Origin of the sequence: Rhodococcus sp. IEGM 1330, from assembly GCF_033142445.1 — a bacterium.
In the GTDB taxonomy this organism is placed as follows: Bacteria; Actinomycetota; Actinomycetes; order Mycobacteriales; family Mycobacteriaceae; genus Rhodococcoides.
The window spans coordinates 168,589-193,282 of sequence record NZ_JAWLSB010000010.1 but is presented as its reverse complement, the minus strand read 5'-3'; the positions used below and the strand labels follow the sequence as shown (position 1 = coordinate 193,282).

Genomic DNA, 24,694 nt, shown 5'->3' with positions numbered 1-24,694 from the left:
CGAGACGACGGAGTGATTTTTGCTCGCTATTCTTCTTGCGCATGCCGCGGCTGCGCTACTTGCGCCGCTTCTCGTTCGGTGGTGGGGTCGTACTGCGTTCTTCCCGCTTGCTCTCGTTCCCCTCCTGAGCCTGGGCTGGGTGTTCGGCAACTGGAACACCGAGCAGAAACTGAGCATCGAATGGGTCCCCGGCCTGTCGATGAACATCGACATGCGGTTCGACTCTCTCGCCGCCATCATGTCGCTGCTGGTCCTCGGCATCGGCGCACTGATCCTGCTGTACTGCGCACGCTACTTCGAGGACGACGAGCCACGGCTCGGCCTGTTCGCCGCCGAAATGGTCGCGTTCTCCGGGGCGATGTTCGGGCTGATCACCAGCGACAACATGCTGGTGCTCTACATCTTCTGGGAAATCACGACTGTCCTGTCGTTCCTGCTCGTCGGCCACTACGCCGAGCGAGCCTCGAGCAGACGCGCAGCCACCCAGGCACTGCTCGTCACCACCGCGGGCGGCCTGGCGATGCTGGTCGGCATCATCATCCTCGGCCAGGTGTCCGGCACCTACAACCTCTCCGAGCTGGTCGCGAACGCGCCGGGCGGCTGGTTGCCCGGTGTCGCGATCGTGCTGGTTCTGATAGGCGCACTGAGCAAGTCGGCCATCGTGCCACTTCACTTCTGGCTCCCCGGAGCCATGGCCGCGCCGACGCCGGTCAGCGGTTACCTGCACGCCGCGGCGATGGTGAAGGCCGGCATCTACCTGGTGGCTCGGCTGGCACCGGGATTCGCCGACTCCGGTCCGTGGCGCGCCACCGTGATCACCCTGGGATTGCTGTCGATGATCCTGGCCGGCTGGCGAGCCCTGCGCGCGTTCGACCTCAAGCTGATCCTCGCCTTCGGCACCGTCAGCCAGCTCGGGTTCCTGATGGTCTTGGTCGGCATCGGCTCGGAGAAGGCGATGCTCGCCGGCCTGACGATGGTGATCGCGCACGCGATGTTCAAAGCGACCCTGTTCATGGTGGTCGGCATCATCGATCACACCACCGGCACCCGCGACATCCGCAAGCTCGCCCACCTGGGCAAGAAGGCTCCCTGGCTCGCCGCGATAGCGGCGCTGGCCGCGGCCAGCATGGCCGGGCTTCCACCGATGCTCGGGTTCGTCGGCAAGGAGACGGCGTTGTCGGCCGTGATCAGCACGCCGACGCTCGATCCCACGGTCGCGGCCGTCGTCGTCGCAGGCCTGGTGATCGGCTCGATCCTCACGGTCACCTACAGCATCCGGTTCGTCTGGGGCGCGTTCGCGCGCAAGCAGCTCAAGCGGGCGAGTCCGTCGGTCAAGGCGATGCACGCGCCGTCCGCACTGTTCCTGGCCGCACCCGCATTCCTGGCGGTGCTCGGTCTGGTCGCAGGGTTCGGATCCTCGGTCGTCGACCACATCGTCAGCCCGTACGCACGAACCTTGCCGTCGTACGGCCAGGAGCCGTACCACCTGGCCCTGTGGCACGGGTTCAATCTGCCGCTCGCGCTGACGGTCGTCGTCGTCACCGGCGGTGTCGGGTTGTTCATCGCTCATCGGGTCGTCAACCGGCTCAAGTTCGAGCACCCACCGCTCGGTAATGCCGACCGCATCTACGACAACGTCCTCAAGTTCATGGACACCCTGTCCATCCGGCTCACCGGCACCACACAGCGCGGTTCGCTCCCCCTCACCCAGGGCACCATCCTGCTGACATTGGTACTGCTACCGATGATCGTGTTGCTCGTCGGCCAGGATTCCGGCCTGGACTACACGCTGTGGAACACCCCGTTGCAGCTGGTCATCGGGGTGATCATGATCGCGGGCGGTCTCGGAGCCACGGTGATGCGCAACCGTCTGGCCAGCGTTATCCTCGTCGGTCTCACCGGCTACGGCTGCGGCGTCATCTTCGCCATCCACGGAGCACCGGACCTGGCCCTGACTCAGTTCCTCGTCGAAACTCTGACCCTCGTGGTCTTCGTGCTGGTGTTGCGCAAGCTCCCGGCCGAGGTCGACGACCGTGGCTCGACCGGCTCTCGCGGACCCCGTGCCGTGCTGGCCGTCGCCGTCGGCGCGACCGTCAGTGTGCTGGGCGCATTCGCGATGAACGCCCGCAACACGGCCCCGGTGTCATTGCTACTGCCGGACGCCGCGTACGAACTCGGCGACGGCAAGAACGTCATCAACGTGATCCTCGTGGACATCCGCGCCTGGGACACCCTCGGCGAGATCTGCGTGCTGCTCGTCGCGGCAACGGGCGTGGCCAGCCTGGTCTTCCGCAACCGCCGGTTCGGCAGCGCTCCGCGGGTGTCCGACGCCCCCGCATCGTCCTCGGATGGGAATTCAGCTGCGGAGACGACGTGGCTGCTCGGCGGCGATCTGATCGATCCGAGACATCGCTCGTTGATTCTCGAGGTCACGACGCGGTTGATCTTCCCGACGATCATGGTGCTCTCGATCTACTTCTTCTTCTCCGGCCACAACGCTCCGGGTGGCGGTTTCGCCGGTGGCCTCACTGCCGGATTGGCGCTGGTGCTGCGGTACCTCGCAGGTGGGCGCTACGAGCTCGGCGAGGCGGTGCCGATCGATGCCGGGAAGATCCTCGGTCTCGGGTTGATCTTCGCGGCCGGTACGGCGGTGGCGTCGATGTTCCTCGGTGCCCCGGCGTTGTCCTCGGCGACATTGGAGATGACGTTGCCGATCCTCGGTGACATCAAGTTGGTCACCGCGCTGTTCTTCGACCTCGGTGTGTATCTCATCGTGGTCGGGTTGGTACTCGACGTGCTCCGTAGTCTCGGTGCCCGTCTCGACGCTCAGGTGGAAATGCAGAGCCAAGGCCGAGTGAGCGCCCCATGACCGCAGATCTCGGAATGCTGATCATCACCGGCGTCCTCGTCGCATCGGGCGTGTACCTGCTGCTCGAACGCAGTATCACCAAGATGCTGCTCGGACTGCTGTTGTTCGGTAACGGCGTCAATCTGCTGTTGCTCACCGTTGGCGGGCCTGCAGGGGCACCACCCATCGTGGGCCGCGACAACGCCGTCAACCAGGAGATGGCCGATCCTCTGGCCCAGGCGGTGATCCTGACGGCAATCGTCATCACGATGGGAATCGCGGCGTTCGTCCTGGCGCTGGCCTATCGGTCGTTCACCCTCAACACCAAGGACGACGTCGAGAACGACCCCGAGGACACCAAGGTCTCCCAGCGCCGGTCGATGGCCGAGGCACCCGACCGCGACCGCTCCGACGACCCGGTGACGGGCGAGCCCAGCTTCGGCGGCGACGCGTTCGACTCGAAGGGCAACCCGATTCCGATCGAACAACTCCTCAATCGCGAGGACCTCGAATGCTACGAGGATCTGCACGACGGTGACTTCGACAACGACGACGACGATCCGCAGGTGCGCGGGCTCGACGGCATCGACACCGCCGAGAAGGACGACAGCAGGCCCGAGAAGAAGGGAGACGACCAGTGACGATCTCCCCAGGAGTGATCGACGTTCTGACTCCGCTGCCGGTGCTGATTCCGATGCTTGCGGCGGCCCTGACGTTGGTCCTCGGCCGCAAGCCCCGCGCGCAGCGTTTCATCACCATCGTCGCGCTGACCGCTGTGGTCGCGATCTCGTCGGTGATGCTCTACCTCGCCGATCGCGACGGCACCAGCGCCCTGCAGGTCGGCGGTTGGGACTCCCCTCTCGGCATCTCCCTCGTGGTGGACCGCCTGTCGGCGATGATGCTCGTCGTCTCGTCGATCGTGTTGCTCGCCGTCATGGTCTACTCGATCGGCCAGGGCATCCGCGACGGCAGCGAGAACCAGCCCGTCTCGATCTTCCTGCCGACCTATCTCGCGTTGACCGCAGGTGTCTGCAACGCGTTCCTCGCAGGGGACCTGTTCAATCTGTTCGTCGGCTTCGAGGTGCTGCTCGCGGCGTCGTTCGTGCTGCTGACACTCGGCGCGAGTGCGGACCGCGTGCGCGCGGGCGTGTCGTACGTGATGGTGTCGATGGTGTCCTCGCTGATCTTCCTGATCGGCATCGCGCTGGTCTACGGCGCAACCGGGACGCTGAACCTGGCCCACATCGCGGTACGGATGGACGACATCAACCCCGGAACCAGAACTGCGATCTTCGCGGTCCTGCTGGTGGCGTTCGGCATCAAGGCCGCGGTGTTCCCACTTTCGACGTGGCTGCCCGACTCGTACCCCACTGCCCCGGCACCGGTCACCGCCGTGTTCGCAGGCCTGCTGACGAAAGTCGGTGTGTACGCGATCATCCGCGCGCACACCCTGCTGTTCCCCGACGGCTCGCTCGACAACGTACTGATGGTCTGTGGCCTCCTGACGATGCTCGTCGGCATCCTCGGCTCCATCGCACAGAGCGACATCAAGCGATTGTTGTCGTTCACCCTCGTCAGCCACATCGGCTACATGATCTTCGGCGTCGCGCTGTCGACGCAATCGGGACTGTCCGGCTCGATCTACTACGTCGCCCACCACATTCTGGTGCAGACGACACTGTTCCTCGTCGTCGGCCTCATCGAGCGTCAGGCCGGTTCGTCGTCGCTTCGACGCCTCGGCGGTCTGGCTGCGGCCAGCCCGGTTCTGGCGATCGTGTTCCTGGTGCCGGCCCTCAATCTCGGTGGCATTCCGCCGTTCTCGGGCTTCATCGGTAAGGTCGCACTGCTTCAGGCCGGTAGCGAGCAGGGCAGCGTGTTGGCCTGGCTGCTCGTCGCAGGCGGAACGGTCACCAGCTTGCTGACGCTGTACGTCGTCGCCCGTGTCTGGACGAAAGCGTTCTGGCGGGCCCGCGCCGATGCCCCCGAGGGCGATCTGGCGGACAACAGCCCGTCCGCTCTGCTCGACGACTCGTCGGACATTCAGTTCGGTGACCGCGAGGATGTGGGCCGGATGCCCGCCTTCATGTTGATCCCGACCATCGGGCTCGTTGCCGTCGGCTTGGCCATGACGGTGTTCGCCGGCCCCATCATCGACATCAGCGACCGCGCTGCGGCAGACCTTCGCGATCGCTCGGTGTACATCGATGCGGTACGCGGAGCGGAATTCGTCGGCGATCAGGTCTACGAGCAGTCGCGCACGAACGAGGAGGGCACCCGATGAAGATGAACCGCTCCGTTCTGCTGCGCCTGTGGACGCTGGCATGGCTGACGGCAATCTGGGTACTGCTGTGGGGCAACGTCTCTGCGGCGAACATCCTCGGCGGCATCGCGGTGGGGCTGCTGATCATGGTGCTGCTGCCGTTGCCTCGCGTACCGGTCGAGGGCCGCATTCATGTGTTCTCCCTCGTCAAGCTCGCAGCCGTATTCCTTTACTACGCAATCGAATCCAGCGTCAGCGTGGCGTGGTTGGCGATCCGCCCGAAGGCCCCACCGGTCACCGGAGTGCTGCGCTGCCGCATCGCGATCAAGTCCGATCTGGTGCTGACGCTGTTCGTCGACGCGATGAACCTCGTGCCCGGCACCATGGTGCTCGAGATCGACCGGACCAGACGCCTGCTGTACGTGCACGTACTGGACATGGGCACTCAGAAGGCCGTCGACGGCTTCTACGCCTACGTCCGAAACCTGGAGAAACTCTTCATCGCGGCATTCGAGCGAGATTCGGACTGGAAGCCAAGCCCCCTGCACTACCAGGAGTACGAGCAGTATCACGGGGTGCTCGGCGACGATCCGGCCGCACAGGATCTCGACGCCCCTCGGGACGACAAGAAGACCGACGACAAGAGGAAGGGGGACTGGTCGTGACCGTTGTCCTGGCGATAGCCGGAGCCCTCCTGATCGGTGCCGCGATCCTCACCGCGTACCGACTGCTCGACGGCCCCAGCACGCTGGACCGTCTCGTCGCCATGGACACGATCCTCGCGGTCTCGATGTGCGGGCTCGGGGTGTGGGCCGTATACAGCCGCGACACCACGCTGGTTCCGGCGATCGTCGCGTTGTCGCTGGTCAGTTTCGTCGGATCGGTCAGCATCGCACGATTCAGAGTGAGGGACGAATGAGCACCGTAGCCCAGGTCATCGCCTCCGTCTTCATCCTGTTGGGGGCGTTGCTGGCCTTCACGGCCGCCGTCGGCATCGTGCGCTTCCCCGATACCCTGTCGCGGATGCACGCGGCCACCAAGCCACAGGTGGTCGGCTTGATCATGGTTCTGATCGGAGCCGTCATCAGCCTTCGCGGCAACGTCGACATCTGGATGCTCGTGCTGGTGGGTATCTTCACCCTGGTGACCGCCCCGGTGATCGCGCACACCGTCGGCCGCGTCGCCTACCGGGAACAGCGCGGCCGCGACGGACTGCTGATCGTCAACGAGATGGAACCGAACGAATCGGATCAGTAGGGCGACCGGATCAGGATCGGAGGTCGGTGACCAACGATTCCACGACCGCTCGCAGATCGCCGTTGGATTTCGCGGCCACCGCCCGCTGGCGCTGGTACGACGCCCCCAGCCGCGGGATGTCGGCCACCGCTGCCAACTCGTCGACGCAATTCAGTCGCACCGCCGTCGGCGTCAGCTTCTCGAGCAGGTCGTTCAGATCGTCGGTGACCAGACGTTCGTTGCTGTCGGAGTCGAGAATGATCTCGGCATCGAGGCCGTACCGAGCGGCCCGCCACTTGTTCTCCTGGACGTGCCACGGCGGTATCGACGGCAGGGTCTCCCCCGCTTCGAGACGTTCGTCGAGATGGACGATGAGGCAGTGTGTCAACGCGACGAGAGCCGCGAGCTCCCGCTTGGTCGACGCCCCGTCGCACACCCGGACCTCGATCGTTCCCCACTTGGGGGCGGGCCTGATGTCCCAGTGCATGCCGCCGAGTTGTTCGATGACACCGGTCTTGAGCTGATCGCGAACAAATCCCTCGAACTGGGACCAATCCTCGAACTGGAACGGCAGACCGGCCGTCGGCAGTTGCTGGAACATCAGCGCGCGGTTGCTGGCGTAGCCGGTGTCGTTGCCCGCCCAGATCGGTGAGGACGCCGACAGCGCCAGCAGGTGCGGGTACTGCAGCAGCAGTGAGTTGAGAATGGGAAAGACCTTGTCGGGAGACGACACTCCCACGTGCACGTGTACACCCCAGATCAGCATCTGCCGACCCCACCACTGGGTCCGAGCGATCAACTCGTCGTAGCTCGGGGAACTGGTGAGCTGCTGAGTGGACCACTCGGCGAACGGATGGGTGCCCGCCGAGAACAGATCGATCCCCAACGGATCCGCGGCGCGGCGCACCAGGTCCAGAGAGCCACCGAGATCGTCCATCGCTTCCCCGACGTTCTCGCACACTCCGGTGACGAGTTCGACGGTGTTGCGCAACAGTTCCTTCGTCACCCGCGGGGTGTCCCCGGCCAGATCGCGAACGCCGTCCATGACCGCCTCGGCGGAGTTGACCAGGTCTCGCGTGTTCTTGTCGACCAGCGCGATCTCCCACTCGACGCCGAGCGTCGGGCGCGGTGAACTCGCGAAGTCGATCCGGGGAGCGCTCAAACTACTGCAGTACCGCGCATGCCACCCGACCGCCGGCATCGCCGGTCATCAGGGTCGTCATGTCCGGCACAGCGGCACCGTCGGGCAGCGTGTATCGCGGCGGGATGTTGGCGAAGTTGTCGGCACCCTCGTGCACCATCACCGCGGTTCCGGCACCGTCGGCACGCAGATCGTCGAGTGTGATCGCATCGGTGGTGGTGGTGAGCATCCCGGTGCCGTCCTCGCCGACCTGGATGGACGCCAGATCGCCGCTGGCGGGATATTCGGTGCGGCCGTCGACCTGCAGGTGACCGCCTGCGGACAGGAAGTTGCCCGGCTCCCCGCCGGTGGGCGCCACGGAGTTGGGCTCGCAGGCGGCAACGCTGTGGACGTGGAAGCCGTGAAATCCGGGGGTCAGACCCTCGACCTCGGCGGTGACCGTGAGCTTTTCGCCCTCGGACGCGAACGTGACCGTGCCCACCTCGGCACCGGCAGCGTTGCGCAGGGTGCCCTCGATGGTCTCGCCGGAGCCGGACTCGGCCCGGCCGTCACCCGCGTCGGCTGCTGCCGACGGATCGGCTTCGCCGGTCCAGACGGGCGGCACGGTGCCGGGCGTGTCGGACGCGACCTCTCCGTTGCTGCAGGCAGAGAGCCCGAGCGCAGCGATCGCGAGGACCGGGGCCACGTACCGCATCGAGCGGGTCGCAGCAGTGCGTCGCTTGAACTTGTCCATCGGAAATCGCTCCTCTTTCAGGCATTTCGCCGGGCTCGGAAATGATAACGTGCCGACCGATTCGGCCGAATCGGGCATGGAAGTCGATGCTGTGGAACTGGCCGCGGTAGGACTACTGGGTCACGATGACGACGACGCCTGCCGTGGATTCGAGTGAGGTCGGCTTGGGTTCGGCCGGGACGCCGAGCTGCGTGGCGATCGTCTGCGCAGCCTGTTCCTCGCCTGCTGTCGTGCCGTAGTACACCGCGGTCTGCGCGAACTGGGCTTCACTGAAGTTGCCCGTCTCGGCGACGTTCCAGCCCTCGGCGGTCAACGTGCCAGCTGTGCCTGCCGCCAGGCCGGAGACGTTGGAGTTGTTGAGTACCCGCACCTCGACGTCGGCTGGTGTGCCCGACGTGGTGGTAGCTGCAGAACCGGTCGACGCTCCGGCGGCCGGTGCCTGCGCTGCCGGAGCCTGTGCGGTGGGTGCGACTGCGGCCGGTGCACTCGTCGTCTCGGCGGCGGGCTCGGCGGCCGCCTCGTCGGAATCGGAACCCGTCAGCGACAACGCGCCGATGGCTGCGAACAGGATCGCGAGCGAAATCAACACCATGGCCAGGGCACGGAGTGGTGGCCCGGTCTGTTCCGGGTTGGGGCTGCTCACGTAGTCGACCCTAGCCGACCGTCGACGGCGCCTCGGCACACGGAATGGAAGAACCTGCTCAGACGTCGAAACCCAGCCGACGTGCCGCACGAGCCTTCTGCCGACTCGCACGCAACCGGCGCAGGCGCTTGACCAACATCGGATCCGCGGCGAGTGCCTCGGGACGATCGACCAACGCGTTCAGGATCTGGTAGTAGCGGGTTGCCGACATGGAGAAGAGTTCTTTGATGGCCTCTTCCTTCGCCCCGGCGTACTTCCACCACTGCCGCTCGAAGGACAGGATGTCGTGCTCTCGTCGACTCAGTCCGTCTGCACCGACCTCGTTCGGATCCTGAGAGCCGTCCGAACTTCCCGGTTGCTGAGACTGGTTCGAGTCACGCGCTGCTGCGCCGTCCATCCCACTCCTCGACTTCTCGACTCCCCCGGGTCTGCACGATCACCTACCCGGAGAAATCTGCTTCCCCCAGCACTGCCGGCACCCGTAGGAGCACCGACCGAATTACACAGTTGTACTTCGGGGATCATTCAACCATGCTCGACGGCTCGAGTACGGCTCCCGCGAGGTACCGGCGCGTGGCGTGTTCCACGTGCTCGACCACATGCAGCAGGCACTATCCTTGTCGACCATGGCAATTCTTCCCATCCGGATCGTCGGCGATCCGGTGCTGCACACCGCAACCGCTCCCGTCACCGAGTCACCCGCCGAGCTGGCCGAGCTGATCGCCGACATGTACGAGACGTTGGCCGCCGCGAACGGCGTCGGTCTCGCCGCGAATCAGGTCGGCGTCGGCAAGCGTCTGTTCATCTACGACTGCCCCGATCAAGGCGAGGACGGCAAGATCTTCCGCCGCCGCGGCGAGGTCGTCAACCCGGTGCTCGAGACGTCGGAAATCCCGGAGACGATGCCTGATCCGGACGACGACGACGAGGGCTGCCTGTCCGTTCCCGGCGAGCAGCACCCCACCGGGCGCGCCGAGTGGGCCCGGGTGACCGGTACCGACGCCAACGGCGATCCCGTCGACATCGAGGGCCACGGCTTCTTCGCTCGCATGCTCCAGCACGAGGTGGGTCACCTCGACGGCTTCCTCTACACCGACGTTCTCATCGGTCGACATGCGCGGGCCGCGAAGAAGGCCATCAAGCGCGCCGGGTGGGGCGTGCCCGGGTTGAGCTGGACGCCCGGCACGGTGGACGACCCGTTCGGGCACGACGACGACGAGGACGACGACTGACCGTCCCGGTGGGTACGCGGGTGATGCTGCGCTACCGGTTGCCACCCGGCCACACCCACCCGATGACGGACGTGATCGGCGAACTGGTGTCCATCGACGCCGGTGCGGTCTCGGTTCGCAGCAGGGACGGCGCGCTGGTGCAGGTCGCCGCCGAACGAGTCGTAGCATTGAAACCCCTGGGGCCCAAGCCGATTCGAACGTCGGAGATCCGCTCGCTCGAGGCTGCTGCCGCCGACGGTTGGCCGGGCGTCGAGCGGGAATGGATCGACGGTTGGCAACTGCGTTTCGGTCACGGGTTCACCGGCCGCGCCAACTCGGCGGCCCCGCTCGAGCCCGGCGCCTCGATGACGGCCGAGACTCTCGCGGAGATCATCGACCGATACGCCGCTCGCGGACTGCCGCCGACGCTCTCACTCCCCGACCGTCTCGGCAGCGCGCCGGCCGGGTGGCGGACCTACAACGAAACTTCCGTCATGGCTGCGGACATCTCGAAGCTCGTTCTGCGCGAAAGTGATTCGGCCATCGCCGTGACCGCGGTGCCGACAGCCGAGTGGTTGACTTCCCTGCGCTACCAGGGCAGGGAGGCACCTGCGGGCGCCGCGGAGGTGGTCGCCGCAGTCCGGGGCGGCACCCTTGGTTTCGGCATGATCGGGGCGCGCTCGTCATCGGCAGTCGCTGTCGGTCGCGCGGCCGTCACCACCGCCCCGGACGGTCGATGCTGGGTGGGACTGACCTCGCTCTGGGTCTCCCCCGAGCACCGCCGCAACGGGCTCGGCACCCTGATGTGCGGAGAACTGGTGCGCTGGGGACGCGGGCACGGCGCGACGCACGCGTACCTGCAGGTGGCCGTCGACAACACCGAAGCCGTTGCCCTGTACCGAGACCTGGGCTTCGAGGACCACCATCGGTATCGCTATGCCCGGCCCGAGAACGCGATCGGTCCGAACCCTGTCGGAGGCGTTAGATAGGGTTCCTACCCGTGCGCTTGGCTACTTGGAATGTGAACTCCGTCCGCTCTCGTCAGGATCGAATCGTCGATTGGCTGCAGCGATCCGATGTCGATGTCCTGGCGATGCAGGAAACCAAGTGCAAGGACGCACAGTTTCCGTATCAGCGGTTCACCGACATCGGGTACGAGGTCGCCCACGTCGGGCTGAGTCAGTGGAACGGCGTCGCGATCGCCTCTCGCGTCGGCCTGGACGACGTGCAGGTCGGGTTCGAGGATCAGCCCGGGTTCAGCAAGGATCCCGAGATCGATCCCGCCCAGGAGGCCCGCGCCATCGGTGCCACGTGCGACGGGGTCCGCGTCTGGAGCCTGTACGTGCCGAACGGCCGCGAACTCGCCGATCCGCACTACGCCTACAAGCTCGAGTGGCTCGCTGCGCTCAAGGTCGACGCACAGGCGTGGGTGGCGGCCGATCCGCAGGCGCAGATCGCGCTCGTGGGCGACTGGAACATCGCGCCCACCGACGACGACGTCTGGGATCCTGCACTGTTCGAGGGCAAGACCCACACCTCCCAGGCCGAACGTGATGCCTTCACCGCATTCGGCGACGCCGGCTTCACCGAGGTGACGCGGCAGTTCACCCCCGAACCCAGGACGTACACCTACTGGGACTACACACAGTTGCGGTTCCCCAAGAAGCAGGGTCTGCGTATCGACATGGCGCTGACCTCCCCTGCCCTGGCGGCTCGGGTGACCGGCGCGTCCATCGACCGCGAGGAGCGCAAGGGCAAGGGGGCAAGCGATCACGCTCCGGTGATCGTGGAGATCGGCTGAACAGAGTCCACCGACCTGTCTGCCATCGCCCTGGCGGCAAGAATTGCCCCGACGGCGATCAGCACTCCGTGCGCAATTCGCACGGCCGGCGGGGTGTAGAACTGCGGAAGAAAAAGCACGAACCCTGCAGCGAGCACCGCGGCGTAGCGGTTTCGTAGAGCGAATGTCGCCAGCCCGACGGCGATCAGCACGAGTCCGAGCCCGAACATGACGGACTGCACGAGCGAGTACCGAATCGGGTCGGCCAGATCGATCAGGCCCGGATTCGCGTTCTGTGCGGCATCGACACCGAGTGCATGCAGCGCGAAGGTTTCCGCGCCGTAGTACGGAAGTACCAACCCGACGCCGATCCAGGTGGTCACGACCGCAAGATCGGACCGTCGACCCGTGTAGAGCACGGTCAGCCCGAGCGCGATGAAGCCGAGCATGGCGAAGGTGTGGGAGAGCACCCAGTTCGAGGATGCGAAGGCGTCGGCTCCCGCGCTGCCCACCTCGTCCGAGTAGGGGCGCAGTGCGGGATATGCGGCGAACATGACTCCGACGAACAGATACAGGGCTACACGCATCGGGGAATGCCATCCTTTCGAGAGCGGCGCTCTCTACAGGAAGCAGTATTCACCCATTCGTCTGCTGAAACAAGAGCACCGCTCTCTATTCGGCGATCAGATCCAGGAATTCCTCATGTTGCGCCAGATACCGCCGGACGTAGGTGCAGATCGGAACGATGCGCCACTGCCGATCACGAGCGGTGTTCAGCGACGCTCGTACAAGCACGCCCGCCCACCCGCGGTCGCCGTATTCCTCCTTGACGACGGTGTGCATGAGCGCGACGACCGGGCCGACGCCGCCGTCGTCGCCCTCACCGAAGCGATATCCGAGAATGCCGACGAGTTCGTCGTCGACGAAAAGATCGAATCTGTTGTGATCGAGGTCGTCCTCGATACGAACGACGGGCCGGTCGATCGGAGCGTGCCCGTGAACCCGCCGTGGAAGTATGTGACTCATGTCACTCATGAGACCAGTGTTGTCCATGTGACGCGAGGCGAGTGCTTCGATCGTCGCCGAGTCGAGTCCTTAATGTGACCAGCCCTACCGTGACCAGCCCTACCGTGACCGAGCGATATCGCAGGAACCGAACGTCAGAGAGCGACGAGCATGTCGTTGTACTCCGGATTGGCCGCGGCGAAGCGCTGCACGTAGGTGCAGACCGGCTTGACCTTCCAGCCGTAGGACCGAGCACTGTCGAGCGCGCGCCGCACCAGAATGCCGGCCAGACCCTGATGACCGAAATCCTCGGTGACGACCGTGTGCATGAAGGACACGACATGAGTACGCGTCGCGCGCGGGCCGTTTCCCTCCACTTCGAAGAATCCGACGATCCCGACGAGATCGCCGTTCAATCGAAGCTCGAACCGGTTCTGGTCTTTGTTGATCGAGACATCAGCGCTAGGAGAACTCGCAAGCATGGGACGCCTCCTTCGCTGTGTATGGAGTGGTGAACGAATGAACTCGATGTGACGTGCACCACTATTAAACATGCGCACGGTGGGTCTGTCACCTTTTCTACCAACAAACCTTCGGATGCGTAGGTTCGTCGGCCGAACACAACACGAATGCTGGTACGGATCATAAGCGACCCTGTTCGACGTTGTGATACAACAACATTCAAGACCGACTCATGATTTCGCCACATACTCGGCAATCCCGTACACCTGCGGAGACCGCCGTCGCCCCGCCCGCCGGTACTGTCTTCTCTCGTGAAGTTCCTACCGCTCACGCCCAACGGCGAGACTCCAGTCCGCGCGCTGACCATCGCCGGAACCGACTCCGGCGGCGGTGCCGGAATCCAGGCGGACAGCCGAACGATGGCCCTGCTCGGCGTCCACGCCTGCGTTGCTGTCGCTGCGGTCACGGTCCAGAACACCGTCGGCGTGACGGGCTTCCACGAGATTCCGCCGGACGTCGTCGCAGCGCAGGTTCGCTCCGTCGTCTCCGACATCGGTATCGGCGCAGCGAAGACCGGAATGTTGGCCTCCACCGCGATCATCGAAGCGGTCACGGCCGTCTGTACCGAGGTGGGCATCGGCAGAGATCAGCCGGTTCCCCTGGTCGTCGATCCGGTGTGCGCGTCGATGCACGGGGATCCGCTACTGCACGCCGAAGCCCTCGACGCCATCCGCCACACCCTGTTTCCCATCGCCTCGCTGGTAACCCCCAACCTCGACGAGGTTCGGCTCATCACCGGCATCGACGTGGTCGACGACTCCAGCGCACACCGCGCCGCGGAGGCCCTGCACGGCTTGGGCGCGCAGTGGGCCCTGGTCAAGGGCGGTCATTTGCGGACGTCCACCCATAGCACCGACCTGCTGTTCGACGGCGACAAGTTCCTCGAATTCACCAGTGACCGCATCGACACCGGCAACGATCACGGCGGCGGCGACACCCTCGCTGCGTCGATCGCGTCGGCGCTGGCGCACGGATACTCCATGCCCGACGCGGTGGCGTTCGGCAAGGAGTGGGTCACTCGTTGCCTGGCCGCGTCCTACGATCTGGGCGCGGGCCACGGACCGGTGTCACCGCTGTGGCGACTGCACGAGTCGAAGGATGCGTAGGTCGTCGGGTGCGCCCTTGATCTTCGGCGCGAAGAAGCTGCGGCGATAGGGCTTGGAGACCACGCGCAAGGCGTCGAGCACCTCCGGCGGGACCCCCTCGAGGGCCGCCGCGGAGATCATCACGTTGCCGTTGCCGCCGGTCTGCATCACCCGGGCGGCGACGGTGACGTCGACGCCCAACCAGTCCGATCCCACCTGACGCGGGCTGCCGGTGTGGATGCCGACGCGCATCGTCGGGGTGTAGCCGTCGACGTCGACGCCCTTCAGGGCCTCGCGGGCCGCGAAGACCGCATCGACTGCTTTGCCCGCATCGGCGAACACCGCCATGATGCCGTCGCCCAGCCTCTTGACGACGTGGCCACCGCGGAATGCGACCTCGGGTTCGACAGCTTTCGAGACCTTGCGCAGGAGCGTCAGGGTGGCGGTGTCGCCGGCCCGGAGCGACCACGACGAGAACCCGACGAGGTCGGTGAACACGATGGTGACGTCGAGCTCGCCGCGGCCTCGGCCTGCACGTTCGAGGATCGCCTGCCACAACTGCAACGCCCCGAGGCCCACTTCGCGGGACGCGCCGGGTTCGTCGTCGAGTCCGTTCGCAGCCAGGAACCTGTCGGCGACGCGGGCGACGGCCAAGGCTCTGCCTGGACCGTCGATCGAGAGGGGATCGCCGAACGTGGGGTCACCGGGTAATGCGCGGCGCACACGCCGAACCGCCCCGACCACCGCGGGCGCTCGGTTGGTGGTGCGGACCCACTCCACGACCGAGGAGACGACTGCGTTCACAGCATCGAGCGTAACCCACGGTTACACATACTTTCCCTATCCTTCGGCGCGTGCGGCCTCACGGGCAGCACCTACCGGAACCCCGTTGGGGCCCTCCACCGACTGCGCGTAGACGCCGATGCCGTAGGCCACTGCCGCACCGTTCTTCGCCAGCGCGGCGCGGTCGACGTTCGCAAGAGTGTCCTGGTCGGTGTGGTAGTTCTCGTCGAAGGTCTGATCCGCGGTGCCGCCCCACTTCTCGGCCTGCGCAGCAGTCTTGTTCTCGTCCGCTCCGCTGAACACGCCACCGGAGGGGATGCCGACCTCGATGAACGGGCCGTAGTCCGAGCGACCGTCGAAATCGGTCCCGTCGACGGCTACGTCCTCGGCTGCCAGGTGCTCGACGAAGGTGCGCTCGATGGCGTCGGATCCGGCCGGTCCGGCGGGCTCACCCACCTGGTCGGAGTCGTCTCCGTCGTAGGCGAGGTAGCCGGCGTTGTGCGAGCCGATCATGTCGAAGTTCAAGTACAGCGCGATGTTTCGCTTGTCCTCGTCGGACAGGCCCTCGACGTACTTGGTTGAACCGACGAGTCCGTTCTCCTCGGCACCCCAGAACGCGAAGCGCACCGCGTTGGTGACCTCGGGGGCACTGCCCATCTGCAGTGCGGTCTCGAGCACTGCCGCCGTGCCGGTTCCGTTGTCGTTGATGCCGGGGCCCTCGGGGACGCTGTCGAGATGTGCACCGGTGACCACCACGTTCTCGGTCGAACCGGTGGTGGTCTGCGCAATGATGTTGCGGCTCGTGGTCGTTTCGGTTTCGGTGACGAGTGTCAGCGTCACCTCGGGTGCGGCCAGAACGGCCGCGCCGTCCTCCTGGCTGACACCGCCGGTCGGAATCCGGGCGGTGTCGGCGTCGCCGAGCGTGCCCGAATCGAGCGGTCCCGGTTCGTTGTTGACGACGATCGCGGCGGCCGCTCCCAGTTCTGCTGCGACGGTTTGCTTCACACCGAACGGGCACACTCCTCGCGGCACGACCGCGACGGCTCCGGCCAGGTCGAGGCCGGTGTAATCGGCTGCCTCGCAGCCGTCTGCACCGGCGGGAGCGCCGACGACGCGTGCGGTGATCCCCTCGGCGGTGGTGGTCGGCGAGTAACTGAGCGCGAACACCGGGATCTCGGTGCCCGCCAGCGACAGAGTTTGGGTCTGCGCCTCGAAGGTTTCGAACTCGAACTCCGGAGTGGTGACCTCGAACCCGGCCGATTCGAGTTGCGAGACAACATAATCGACACTCGCGTCGTAACCGGCGGTCCCGGCCGCGCGATTTCCGTCGTTCTCGGCGGCGATGGCTTCCAATTGTTCGAGGTGCCCCACCAAGGCCTCCTCGGTGACCGCGGCAGACAGGCCGGGCCCGTCGGGTGTCGCGAAAACTCTGGCCGGTTCCTCGTCCGAGGTGGACGAGCAACCGGCCAGAATCAAGACAGTGACAGCGCTACCTGCAAGCAAGGAAATCCGCATAGCGGACACCCTACCGGCGAGCGGCGTCAGGCGTCCCGACGATTGACGACGAACACCGCTGCCCCGAAGATCACTGCGGTGAAGGCGACGAAGTAGATCAGGCTACCGATCGGACCCCAGTGGAAGTCGATGCCGCCGCTGGAGCCGAGGAAGTGATTGGCATTGAGAAACGGCATGAACGGCTGGATCTTCTCGCCCACCTTCGGGATGAGGCCGATCACGTTCTCGATGAGCAGCGGCCACAGCAGCAACACGGCGATGGCGCCGGCGGACTGCCGAATGAGCGCACCCACTGCTACTGCCAGAACGATCTGTACGAACGCCAGGATCGCCGCGCCGTAGACGACACGCCACGTACCGTCCACATCGAAGCCGAGGAGCGCCCCGGCCTCCTCGCCTGCAATCGACTTCGCCAGGAACAGCGCACCGAACGCCAGGATGAGAGACAGCACCGCGCCGTACACACCGACGATGAGAGCCTTCGCACCGAGGACCGAAGCCCTATTGGTGACCGACTGGAACGTCGTACGGATCAGACCGAACCGGTATTCGCTGGTGACGGTCAGTGCCGCCAGAATCATCAGCACCATGATGCCCAGCCCGCCCACACCGCTGGCGACGACGTCGTATGCAGTCGTCGGAGGCAGGCCTTCCGGTGCGTCGGGTCCGATGGCGGTTTTGGCCGCCCACCCGAGGATGGCTCCGAAGCCGAGGCCGAACACCACCACTATCGCGCTGCACCACCACGGCGACTTGGTCGAGGTGAACTTGATTCTTTCTGCTGCCAAGACGCCCATCAGAGTGACCCGCCCATCGCTTGCTGAGAATTGGGATCTTCGGCTCCCGCGCCGTGATATTGCACTGTGTCTCCGGTGAGTTTCATGAATGCTTCCTCGAGCGATCCTCGCTGGGAGGCCAACTCGTGCAATGTGATTCCAGCTCGGCCGGCGATGTCACCGATCGCGTCGGTGCTCGAGTTCAGCACCACGAGCGAGGGCTGCAGCTCGTCCGTCTTGTCCGGCTCACGCACGGTGAGACCGGCCGTGGTCAACGCCTGGCGCAGACCGTCGAGCTGCGGGCTGCGAACGCGCACCGATGCCTCGGAAGCGTGGTCGATGAATTCCTGCACCGACGAATCGGAGATCAGCTTGCCGCGTCCGATGACGATGAGGTGTTCCGCGGTCTGCGCCATCTCCGAGAGCAGGTGGCTAGAGACCAGCACTGTGCGGCCCTCGGCTGCCAAGCGCTGCATGAACTTTCGGATCCAGACGATGCCCTCGGGATCGAGTCCGTTGACCGGCTCGTCGAACAGCAACACCTTGGGGTCACCGAGCAACGCGCCGGCGAGTCCGAGCCGCTGCGACATACCGAGCGAGAAGCCACCGGCATTCTTCTTCGCGACCTCGGACAGGCCCACCAGACGCAGAACCTCGTCGACTCGCGACTTCGGAATGCCGTTGGAGGCCGCCATCCACTCGAGATGTGCACGCGCCGAACGGTTCGGATGTACCCACTTGGCGTCGAGCAGAGCGCCGACGGTACGCAGTGGTTGCTTCAGATGGCTGTAGCTCTTGCCCTCGATGGTCGCCGTTCCCGAGGTGGGGCGGTCGAGACCGAGGATCATCCGCATCGTGGTCGACTTGCCTGCGCCGTTGGGGCCCAGGAAGCCGGTCACGATGCCGGGTTTGATGGTGAAGGTGAGGTTGTCGACCGCCGTCACCGCGCCGTATTGCTTGGTCAGTCCTGTCACTTCGATCATGGGTACAACTGTCCCCCACAGTCAGCGTCCGCACATCGACCCACAGTCGCCGATCGCGTCATCCTTTCGGATGACACACACCCTGAGACAGTCGGTCACATCGGCGAGCTCGCCTGCGCCCAGAATCGTTTCGGGATGCGGCCGGCATGTCGGGCCTGGTAGCCCGCGGCCACCGCGTTCCGCATCGCCGACGCCATCAGCGCCGGATCTTTCGCCCGGGTCACCGCGGTCGCGAGCAGCACCGCGTCGCAGCCGAGTTCCATCGCGAGGGTGGCGTCGCTGGCCGTGCCGATGCCCGCGTCGAGGATCACCGGAACCGATGCGGCGTCGACGATCATCTCGATGTTGTGGGGGTTGGAGATGCCGAGGCCGGTGCCGATGGGCGAGCCGAGCGGCATGACGGCCACGCAGCCGATGTCCTCGAGTCGCTTGGCCAGTACCGGGTCGTCGGTGGTGTAGGGCAGCACCTGGAAGCCGTCGTCCACGAGTTGTTCTGCGGCCTTGACCAATTCGATGGCGTCGGGCAACAGGGTTCGCTCGTCGGCGATCACTTCGAGTTTCACCCAGTCGGTCTCGAGCGCCTCACGGCCCAGTTGGGCGGTGAGCACTGCCTCGGCCGCACCGCGGCAGCCTGCGGTGTTCGGCAACGGGGCGATGTTCAACCGGCGCAGCAGATCCAGCACTCCCGTCCCACCCGCGGCGTCGACGCGGCGCATCGCGACGGTGGTCAATTCGGTTCCCGACGCGACGAGGGCGTCCTCGAGTACCGCGAGATTGGCCGCTCCCCCGGTGCCGGTGATGAGCCGGGAGGTGAAGGTGCGATCGGCGATGACCAGTTGCTCAGCCACCCTGAACCGCCGTGAGAACATCGATGGTCCAACCCTTTTCGACGCTGGTGGTGTCCCAGCGACTCTTGGGCACCACCGCTCCGTCGACGGCGACGGCGATGCCCTTCTCGGGCAGCCCCAGGAATTCGAGCAGCCGACGCATGGTCATGTCCTCGGTGAGCAGGTGATCCTCGCCGTTGACGGTGATACCGATCGCGACCTGTGTCATAGTGTCCTTTCGATTCGAGAAGAGTCGATCTGTGGGAAGCGTTCGGGTGTGGCTGCTTTCGCCTCGGGCAGCGTCTCGCCGGAGATCAGCGCGGCGACGGCGTCGGCGGTGATGGGCGCGAGCAGGATGCCGTTGCGGCCGTGGCCGGTCGCGACGACGACGTTCTCGGTCAGCCTGCCGATCAGCGGCAGTCCGTCGGGGCTCATCGGCCGTAGACCGGCAGCAGTTTCGTACAGTTCGTATTCGCCGATGCTCGGCATGAGTCGTTCGGCGTCGGCGATGAGGTCTCGTACCCCGGCAACGGTGACCTGGGTGTCCTGACCGGATTCGTATTGGGTTGCGCCGACGACCAATCCGTCGCCGCGCGGTACCAGGTAGATCGCGCGACCGTGCACGGTTCCGCGGACGGTGCGCGATGGTGGCGGTGCGGCGCTCGGCCGTCTCCGCAGTCGCAGGATCTCGCCTTTGACCGGCCGGACCGGCAGCGCGGGCCACAGTGCCGCCGACTGCGCCCCGGCGGCCAGAACCACCTGGTCGGCGTCGGGCATGATCTCCACCGGGGTGGTCACGAATTCCACGCCCGCATCCAGGCATCCCTGCTCGAGTGCGGCGATCAGCACCCGATTGTCGACCGACAGTTCGGTCGGAGCCAGCAGGCCCAGTCGAATGTTCTGTGCCAGAGCAGGTTCGAGCTCACGTAGCTGCGCCCGTCCCAGAATCTCGAGTTCGTGCCCCTGTTCGCCCACCCACTCGGCGATGGTTCGTAGATCGGCGGCGTCGGCGGAGTCGAGGGCAACCGTCACCGATCCGCTCGCGGAGAACACCGAGGGGCCGGGGAGGCGTCGGGCGAATTCCGGCCACCGCGCCAACGAGGCAGCGCCCAGGTGCAGCAGTTCGTGTTCGCCGGGCCAGCCCTCGGACAACGGTGCCAGCATTCCGCCTGCGACCCAGGATGCGCCCTTGCCCACAGCCGGATCGTGAACCGAAACTCGGTGGGCGTCCTGGGCCAGGCGCAGCGCCGTCGACAACCCGATGACGCCTCCGCCGATCACAACGATGTGCACGCGATGTCTTCCTCACTCCCTGCGCCCGCATGATCGGGTTCAGGTATTGACGGTAAGGGCGGCGAACCCACTCTCAGCCCCACGATCCTCGGGACTCCCGCGATATCTCGGCCACTCCGTTTTCGGTGGCGGCCACCATGAGAATACAGTTCGTTTCGTGCATCCATCTCAGACCGCCCGCAACCAGACTCCCCGTGAGCGTCTTGCGTCCGCACGCCTGTACCTGTGTACCGATGCCAGGCGCGACAAGGGCGACCTTGCGCAGTTCGCCGAGGCCGCGTTGTCCGGTGGCGTCGACATCATTCAGCTGCGCGACAAGAATTCCGCCGGCGAGCGCGAGTTCGGTCCCCTCGAAGCCAAGGACGAGCTCGCTGCGCTGGCGATTCTGCTCGCTGCGACCAAGCGGCACGGCGCGCTGCTTGCGGTCAACGATCGCGCGGATCTGGCGTTGGCCTCGGGTGCCGACGTGCTGCATCTGGGTCAGGGCGATCTGCCGGTGCACTACGCGCGGCAGATTCTGGGGCCGGACGTGGTGATCGGGCGCTCGACGCAGAACCGCGCTCAGTCCTCGCTCGCCGCGATCGAGGACGGCGTCGACTATTTCGCCGTCGGGCCGGTGTGGCCGACGCCCACCAAGCCCAATCGCAAGGCCGCGGGACTCGAGGCTCTGCGGGCGACGGCGGACGCACTCCCGGAGCGGCCGTGGTTCGCCATCGGCGGCGTCGACGCGACCAATGTCGATCAGGTTCGGGCGGCCGGTGCCGACCGCATCGTGGTGGTCCGCGCGATCACCGAAGCCCGGGACCCGCAGGCGGCCGCTCGTTCGTTGGTGCAGGCGCTCCAGGCCTAGAGCCCTGGAGCCACGCGAGAACCGTGGACGGCGTCAGGACCTGCACCGATTCCGGCAGGCGGTCGCGTAGTCCGCGGTCGGCGGTCACCAGCGCCGTCAGATCTCCATCGAGGTTGGCCTGGTCGGCGAGGGTGTCATCGCCACTGCCGTCGGCGAGAATCGTCCGGGTGCGCGGGTCGTCCACCACGGCGTCGCGGGCCTGGCCTTCGAGCACGGCTTCGATGCGGGTGAGCCAGCCGTACTGACCACTGGGCAGTTCGACGGTCCGCGGCAGCGTCTCGGCGAGCGAGGTCAGCAGTGCGCCGGTGGATCCGGCGCGGTCCTTCCACCATCCGTTCGGTCGCGAGCCCAGCACGTTCGCGGTGTCGAGCAGCACCCGGAGCGGCACGGTGCGCAGGGACGGCCAGCTGGACGCGAAACCCGGGTGCAGCGGGAGTTCGTCGACGATCGACTCCGGTACCCAGCGCAGCTCGGTGCTCTCCCCGTTGGGCACGGTGGTCAACGGATGATCGGTATCGGCGACGACGGTGGTGTAAGACCAGCCGCTCTCGACGCTCGCGGTGACGCGCTCGCTGCGCACACTGACCTGCTCGGCCGAGATACCGGCTTCTTCCTGGGCCTCGCGCACCGCCGCGTGCGCGGTGCTCTCGTGGGAATCGCGGGCCCCGCCGGGTAGTGCCCAGGTTCCGCCCTGGTGGCTCCACAGTGCGCGGTGCTGCAGCAACACCATCGGCTCCCCGCTGCTGGACGGCCCGCTCGACGGTGCACGCAGCAACAGTCCGGCCGCACCGTGCTTTCCCCAGTGCCGAGTGCCGTTCTCGCCGATCACCCAGCCGTCCCCGTCACCACGCATGCTCACCACCCTAGGTGAATCACCTGCCTGTAGTGGCTGCAGTACCGTCCGCCTACTTATATGCTCGGGTGCGTGATCGCGGCCGGTATTACCCCATCCGCTGCCGTCCCCCCGACAACGGCTACGCACGTCGGTGTCGCTGCAGGCAAGCCACCGGTTCGCTACACGATGCGTTCGACGCCTGCGCGGTTGGTCGCGATGGGAACCGCGCTGGTGGTGCTCGCGTTGACGGTCGGAAATCTTGCGTCCACGGCCGTGACCGATCGGGTCGATACTCTGGGCACCCTGTTGGTGCGCACCGAGCCCTTCGCGAACTCGGCACAGAATCTGTACGGGGCCCTGTCGGTGGCCGATGCGGCTGCAGCCACTGCGTTCATCGCCGGCGGTCTCGAGCCGCCCGAGGTACGCGAGCGCTACTCGCAGGCGCTGGGCGAGGCGTCGTCCGAGCTGATCGCAGCCTCGGCCGGGGTGACCGAGAACGACGCGGCAACCAGCGCGGTGCTCACGCAGATCGCCGCCGGGTTGCCGGTATACAGCGGTCTGGTCGAGACTGCGCGAGCCAACAACCGCAGCGGAAATCCGGTGGGCGCGGCGTATCTCGGCGAGGCGTCGACGATGATGCAGACGAGTTTGCTGCCGCTGGCCGAAAAGTTGTATACCGAGCAGGCCTCGCGGGTATCGGCCGATCAGGAACGGTTCACCAGTCCTCCCCTGTTCGCGATCGGCTCGCTGGTGTTCCTGTTGCTGATGACCGGCCTGGCTCAGTGGTACCTGTCGCGGACTACTCGCCGGACGTTGAACGTCGGATTCCTCACTGCCACAGTCGCTGTCGCCGGGCTACTGGGCTGGATGCTGGTGGTGGGACTGGTGTCCTCGATCGCCACCGATCGCGCGATCGACCGCGGAGTCTCTCCGCTGAAGTCCTACACGACGGGTTTCATTCTGGCGCAACAGGCCAGAGCAGACGAGACCCTGGACCTCGCCCGCCGCGGCGGCGGTCAGGATTACGGAGAATCGTTCGACGCCAACGTTTCTCGGCTCACGGAGATGTTTCAGGGCGACACCGCGGTGATCGATGCCCTGAACACGTGGTCGGTCTCGCACTCGAGGATCGATTCCGCACTCGAGGTCGGCGATTTCAACGGCGCGGTCTCCATTGCCACCGGCACCGGCGAGTCCGATTCGGCGGCCGCGTTCACCGCGCTGGACAGCGTTCTGGTCGACGGAATCGAGAATGCGCGAAGCGAACTGCGGTCCAACATCGACCGATCGGTGTGGGTGCTGTCCGGACTGTCGAACGGCGCGTACGTGCTCACCGTCGTCGCGTCGGTCGCCTTCGGTGTCGGCCTGTTCCCGAGGCTGCGGGAGTACCTGTGAAACGTCTACTCGCCGTCGGCATCCTGGCCACCGCCCTGTTGGTCGGATGTTCGCCGCCGGAGAACTCTGGGCCGCAGGTCGACACGACGTTCACCGAACCGCCACTACCGGAAGGCGCGTCCGTCGCCGCTCGGCCCACCGAGAGCCCCGCCGACGACGAGTGCGCCCGCCCCACCGCCAGCCTGCGACCACAGCAGGCAGGCACCGATGCTCCGCCACCGCCCCAACCCACGATCGACGCACTGCGCGCCAAGGGCCGGTTGGTCGTCGGGTTGGACACGGGCAGCAACCTTTTCAGCTTCCGCGATCCGATGACCGGGCAGCTGGTCGGGTTCGATGTCGACATCGCGCGGGAAGTCTCACGAGACCTGTTCGGCGATCCGAACCGGTTGGACTTTCGCATCCTCACCTCCGCACAGCGGCTCGAAGCTCTGCAGGATTCTTCGGTGGACATGGTGGTCAAGACAATGACCATCACGTGCGCTCGCCGCAAGGATGTCCAGTTCTCCACCGTGTATTTCCAAGCTCAGCACCGTGTTCTGGTGGTGCAGGGCTCGGGCATCCGCGGAGTCGAGGACCTGGCGGACAAGCGAGTATGCGCCGTGGAGGGCACCACCTCGCTGCGACGCCTCCAACGCGTCCAGCCCGCCGCCACCGTGGTGACGGTACCGATGTGGTCGGATTGCCTTGTGGTGCTGCAACAACGGCAGGTCGACGCCATCAGCACCGACGACGCGATCCTGGCCGGTCTCGCAGCACAGGATCCGTACCTCGAGATCGTCGGAGACAGCCTGAGCCCGGAGCCGTACGGGGTGGGAATCAACAAGAACAACGAGGATCTGGTGCGCTTCGTCAATGGGACGTTGGCGCGTATCCGCTCCGACGGCACCTGGAATCGCATCTACAACCGGTGGCTGACGGTGCTCGGCCCCTCCCCCGGTCCGCCCAGCGCGACGTACAGCGATTAGGGGCC

Annotated in this window: 28 protein-coding genes and 1 riboswitch; of the genes, 13 read left to right on the top strand and 15 right to left on the bottom strand. The window is 65.9% G+C overall.

Annotation, left to right across the window (positions count from 1 at the left end):
• The first annotated feature begins 19 nt into the window (after nt 1-19).
• Genes R4P57_RS21995 through mnhG form a run of 6 tightly spaced genes read left to right on the top strand, consistent with a single transcriptional unit; the run spans nt 20 to nt 6,365 of the window.
• Nucleotides 20-2,869: a Na+/H+ antiporter subunit A gene (locus R4P57_RS21995; protein WP_317804971.1), complete on the top strand. Its 2,850-nt coding sequence runs from the start codon at nt 20-22 to the stop codon at nt 2,867-2,869.
• Entirely contained in the window at nt 2,866-3,489 is a 624-nt protein-coding gene (locus R4P57_RS21990) for a Na(+)/H(+) antiporter subunit C (RefSeq protein ID WP_317804970.1), read from the top strand. The genes R4P57_RS21995 and R4P57_RS21990 overlap by 4 nt, the downstream gene beginning before the upstream one ends.
• Nucleotides 3,486-5,129, top strand: coding sequence for a Na+/H+ antiporter subunit D (locus R4P57_RS21985; protein WP_317804969.1), 1,644 nt, complete (start codon nt 3,486-3,488; stop codon nt 5,127-5,129). Before R4P57_RS21990 ends, R4P57_RS21985 begins: the two co-directional genes overlap by 4 nt.
• 2 nt (nt 5,130-5,131) lie before the next feature.
• Nucleotides 5,132-5,773 (top strand): Na+/H+ antiporter subunit E, encoded by a 642-nt coding sequence (locus R4P57_RS21980; RefSeq protein ID WP_411742414.1) that lies wholly within the window; start codon nt 5,132-5,134, stop codon nt 5,771-5,773.
• Entirely contained in the window at nt 5,770-6,027 is a 258-nt protein-coding gene (locus R4P57_RS21975) for a monovalent cation/H+ antiporter complex subunit F (protein WP_032393772.1), read from the top strand. The genes R4P57_RS21980 and R4P57_RS21975 overlap by 4 nt, the downstream gene beginning before the upstream one ends.
• On the top strand, nt 6,024-6,365 hold the full coding sequence (gene mnhG, locus R4P57_RS21970; RefSeq protein WP_317804967.1) for a monovalent cation/H(+) antiporter subunit G: 342 nt from the start codon (nt 6,024-6,026) through the stop codon (nt 6,363-6,365). Before R4P57_RS21975 ends, mnhG begins: the two co-directional genes overlap by 4 nt.
• A 10-nt stretch (nt 6,366-6,375) precedes the next feature.
• Here mnhG and R4P57_RS21965 read toward each other — a convergent pair whose 3' ends face one another.
• From R4P57_RS21965 to R4P57_RS21950, 4 genes are all read right to left on the bottom strand, one after another.
• Nucleotides 6,376-7,545, bottom strand: a complete 1,170-nt coding sequence (locus tag R4P57_RS21965; RefSeq protein ID WP_411742410.1) for a glutamate--cysteine ligase — start codon at nt 7,543-7,545, stop codon at nt 6,376-6,378.
• Nucleotides 7,508-8,218, bottom strand: a complete 711-nt coding sequence (gene sodC / locus R4P57_RS21960) for a superoxide dismutase[Cu-Zn] (protein WP_317804965.1) — start codon at nt 8,216-8,218, stop codon at nt 7,508-7,510. The genes R4P57_RS21965 and sodC overlap by 38 nt, the downstream gene beginning before the upstream one ends.
• A gap of 112 nt (nt 8,219-8,330) precedes the next feature.
• Nucleotides 8,331-8,861 carry a LytR C-terminal domain-containing protein gene (locus R4P57_RS21955; RefSeq protein ID WP_317804964.1) on the bottom strand — a complete coding sequence of 177 codons (531 nt, stop codon included), beginning with the start codon at nt 8,859-8,861 and terminating at the stop codon, nt 8,331-8,333.
• Between the two features lie 58 nt (nt 8,862-8,919).
• Nucleotides 8,920-9,258, bottom strand: a complete 339-nt coding sequence (locus R4P57_RS21950; protein WP_032393769.1) for a DUF3263 domain-containing protein — start codon at nt 9,256-9,258, stop codon at nt 8,920-8,922.
• A 229-nt stretch (nt 9,259-9,487) separates the two neighbouring features.
• Between R4P57_RS21950 and R4P57_RS21945 the strand changes: the two genes are divergently transcribed.
• The 3 genes from R4P57_RS21945 to R4P57_RS21935 are packed head-to-tail and all read left to right on the top strand — an operon-like array spanning nt 9,488 to nt 11,873.
• Complete coding sequence (locus R4P57_RS21945) at nt 9,488-10,093, top strand: peptide deformylase (RefSeq protein WP_317804963.1); 606 nt, start codon at nt 9,488-9,490, stop codon at nt 10,091-10,093.
• A 23-nt stretch (nt 10,094-10,116) separates the two neighbouring features.
• Nucleotides 10,117-11,061: a GNAT family N-acetyltransferase gene (locus tag R4P57_RS21940; protein ID WP_317805001.1), complete on the top strand. Its 945-nt coding sequence runs from the start codon at nt 10,117-10,119 to the stop codon at nt 11,059-11,061.
• Between the two features lie 11 nt (nt 11,062-11,072).
• Nucleotides 11,073-11,873, top strand: coding sequence for an exodeoxyribonuclease III (locus R4P57_RS21935; RefSeq protein ID WP_317804962.1), 801 nt, complete (start codon nt 11,073-11,075; stop codon nt 11,871-11,873).
• Here the strand turns inward: R4P57_RS21935 and R4P57_RS21930 are convergent.
• From R4P57_RS21930 to R4P57_RS21920, 3 genes are all read right to left on the bottom strand, one after another.
• A complete protein-coding gene (locus R4P57_RS21930) occupies nt 11,843-12,439 on the bottom strand; it encodes a hypothetical protein (RefSeq protein WP_317804961.1) in 597 nt (198 codons plus the stop codon). The two genes, R4P57_RS21935 and R4P57_RS21930, sit on opposite strands and share 31 nt — an antisense overlap.
• A gap of 85 nt (nt 12,440-12,524) precedes the next feature.
• Nucleotides 12,525-12,878 (bottom strand): GNAT family N-acetyltransferase, encoded by a 354-nt coding sequence (locus tag R4P57_RS21925; RefSeq protein ID WP_317805000.1) that lies wholly within the window; start codon nt 12,876-12,878, stop codon nt 12,525-12,527.
• 134 nt (nt 12,879-13,012) lie between these two features.
• Nucleotides 13,013-13,339 carry a GNAT family N-acetyltransferase gene (locus tag R4P57_RS21920; protein WP_317804960.1) on the bottom strand — a complete coding sequence of 109 codons (327 nt, stop codon included), beginning with the start codon at nt 13,337-13,339 and terminating at the stop codon, nt 13,013-13,015.
• A gap of 291 nt (nt 13,340-13,630) precedes the next feature.
• Here R4P57_RS21920 and thiD point away from each other — a divergent pair, with 291 nt between their 5' ends.
• Nucleotides 13,631-14,485 (top strand): bifunctional hydroxymethylpyrimidine kinase/phosphomethylpyrimidine kinase, encoded by an 855-nt coding sequence (gene thiD, locus R4P57_RS21915; RefSeq protein WP_317804958.1) that lies wholly within the window; start codon nt 13,631-13,633, stop codon nt 14,483-14,485.
• Here the strand turns inward: thiD and R4P57_RS21910 are convergent.
• From R4P57_RS21910 to thiO, 7 genes are all read right to left on the bottom strand, one after another.
• Nucleotides 14,447-15,268, bottom strand: coding sequence for an adenylate/guanylate cyclase domain-containing protein (locus R4P57_RS21910; RefSeq protein ID WP_317804957.1), 822 nt, complete (start codon nt 15,266-15,268; stop codon nt 14,447-14,449). The genes thiD and R4P57_RS21910 overlap by 39 nt on opposite strands.
• Before the next feature lie 36 nt (nt 15,269-15,304).
• Complete coding sequence (locus R4P57_RS21905; protein ID WP_317804956.1) at nt 15,305-16,762, bottom strand: M20/M25/M40 family metallo-hydrolase; 1,458 nt, start codon at nt 16,760-16,762, stop codon at nt 15,305-15,307.
• Nucleotides 16,763-16,788: 26 nt separating this feature from the next.
• Entirely contained in the window at nt 16,789-17,559 is a 771-nt protein-coding gene (locus R4P57_RS21900) for an ABC transporter permease (protein WP_317804955.1), read from the bottom strand.
• Complete coding sequence (locus R4P57_RS21895; RefSeq protein WP_317804954.1) at nt 17,559-18,521, bottom strand: ABC transporter ATP-binding protein; 963 nt, start codon at nt 18,519-18,521, stop codon at nt 17,559-17,561. Before R4P57_RS21895 ends, R4P57_RS21900 begins: the two co-directional genes overlap by 1 nt.
• A gap of 95 nt (nt 18,522-18,616) precedes the next feature.
• Nucleotides 18,617-19,390: a thiazole synthase gene (locus R4P57_RS21890; protein WP_317804953.1), complete on the bottom strand. Its 774-nt coding sequence runs from the start codon at nt 19,388-19,390 to the stop codon at nt 18,617-18,619.
• Nucleotides 19,362-19,577 carry a sulfur carrier protein ThiS gene (gene thiS, locus R4P57_RS21885; RefSeq protein WP_317804952.1) on the bottom strand — a complete coding sequence of 72 codons (216 nt, stop codon included), beginning with the start codon at nt 19,575-19,577 and terminating at the stop codon, nt 19,362-19,364. Before thiS ends, R4P57_RS21890 begins: the two co-directional genes overlap by 29 nt.
• On the bottom strand, nt 19,574-20,641 hold the full coding sequence (gene thiO / locus R4P57_RS21880) for a glycine oxidase ThiO (protein WP_317804951.1): 1,068 nt from the start codon (nt 20,639-20,641) through the stop codon (nt 19,574-19,576). The genes thiS and thiO overlap by 4 nt, the downstream gene beginning before the upstream one ends.
• Nucleotides 20,641-20,752, bottom strand: a riboswitch (TPP riboswitch). Its footprint overlaps the gene before it by 1 nt.
• A 46-nt stretch (nt 20,753-20,798) precedes the next feature.
• Between thiO and thiE the strand changes: the two genes are divergently transcribed.
• Complete coding sequence (gene thiE / locus R4P57_RS21875) at nt 20,799-21,491, top strand: thiamine phosphate synthase (protein ID WP_317804950.1); 693 nt, start codon at nt 20,799-20,801, stop codon at nt 21,489-21,491.
• Here thiE and R4P57_RS21870 read toward each other — a convergent pair.
• Nucleotides 21,430-22,344, bottom strand: coding sequence for an NUDIX hydrolase (locus R4P57_RS21870; protein WP_317804949.1), 915 nt, complete (start codon nt 22,342-22,344; stop codon nt 21,430-21,432). The genes thiE and R4P57_RS21870 overlap by 62 nt on opposite strands.
• Nucleotides 22,345-22,416: 72 nt before the next feature.
• Here R4P57_RS21870 and R4P57_RS21865 point away from each other — a divergent pair, with 72 nt between their 5' ends.
• On the top strand, nt 22,417-23,721 hold the full coding sequence (locus R4P57_RS21865) for a hypothetical protein (protein ID WP_317804948.1): 1,305 nt from the start codon (nt 22,417-22,419) through the stop codon (nt 23,719-23,721).
• Nucleotides 23,718-24,689, top strand: coding sequence for a glutamate ABC transporter substrate-binding protein (locus tag R4P57_RS21860; protein ID WP_317804947.1), 972 nt, complete (start codon nt 23,718-23,720; stop codon nt 24,687-24,689). The genes R4P57_RS21865 and R4P57_RS21860 overlap by 4 nt, the downstream gene beginning before the upstream one ends.
• The last annotated feature ends 5 nt before the right edge of the window (nt 24,690-24,694 follow it).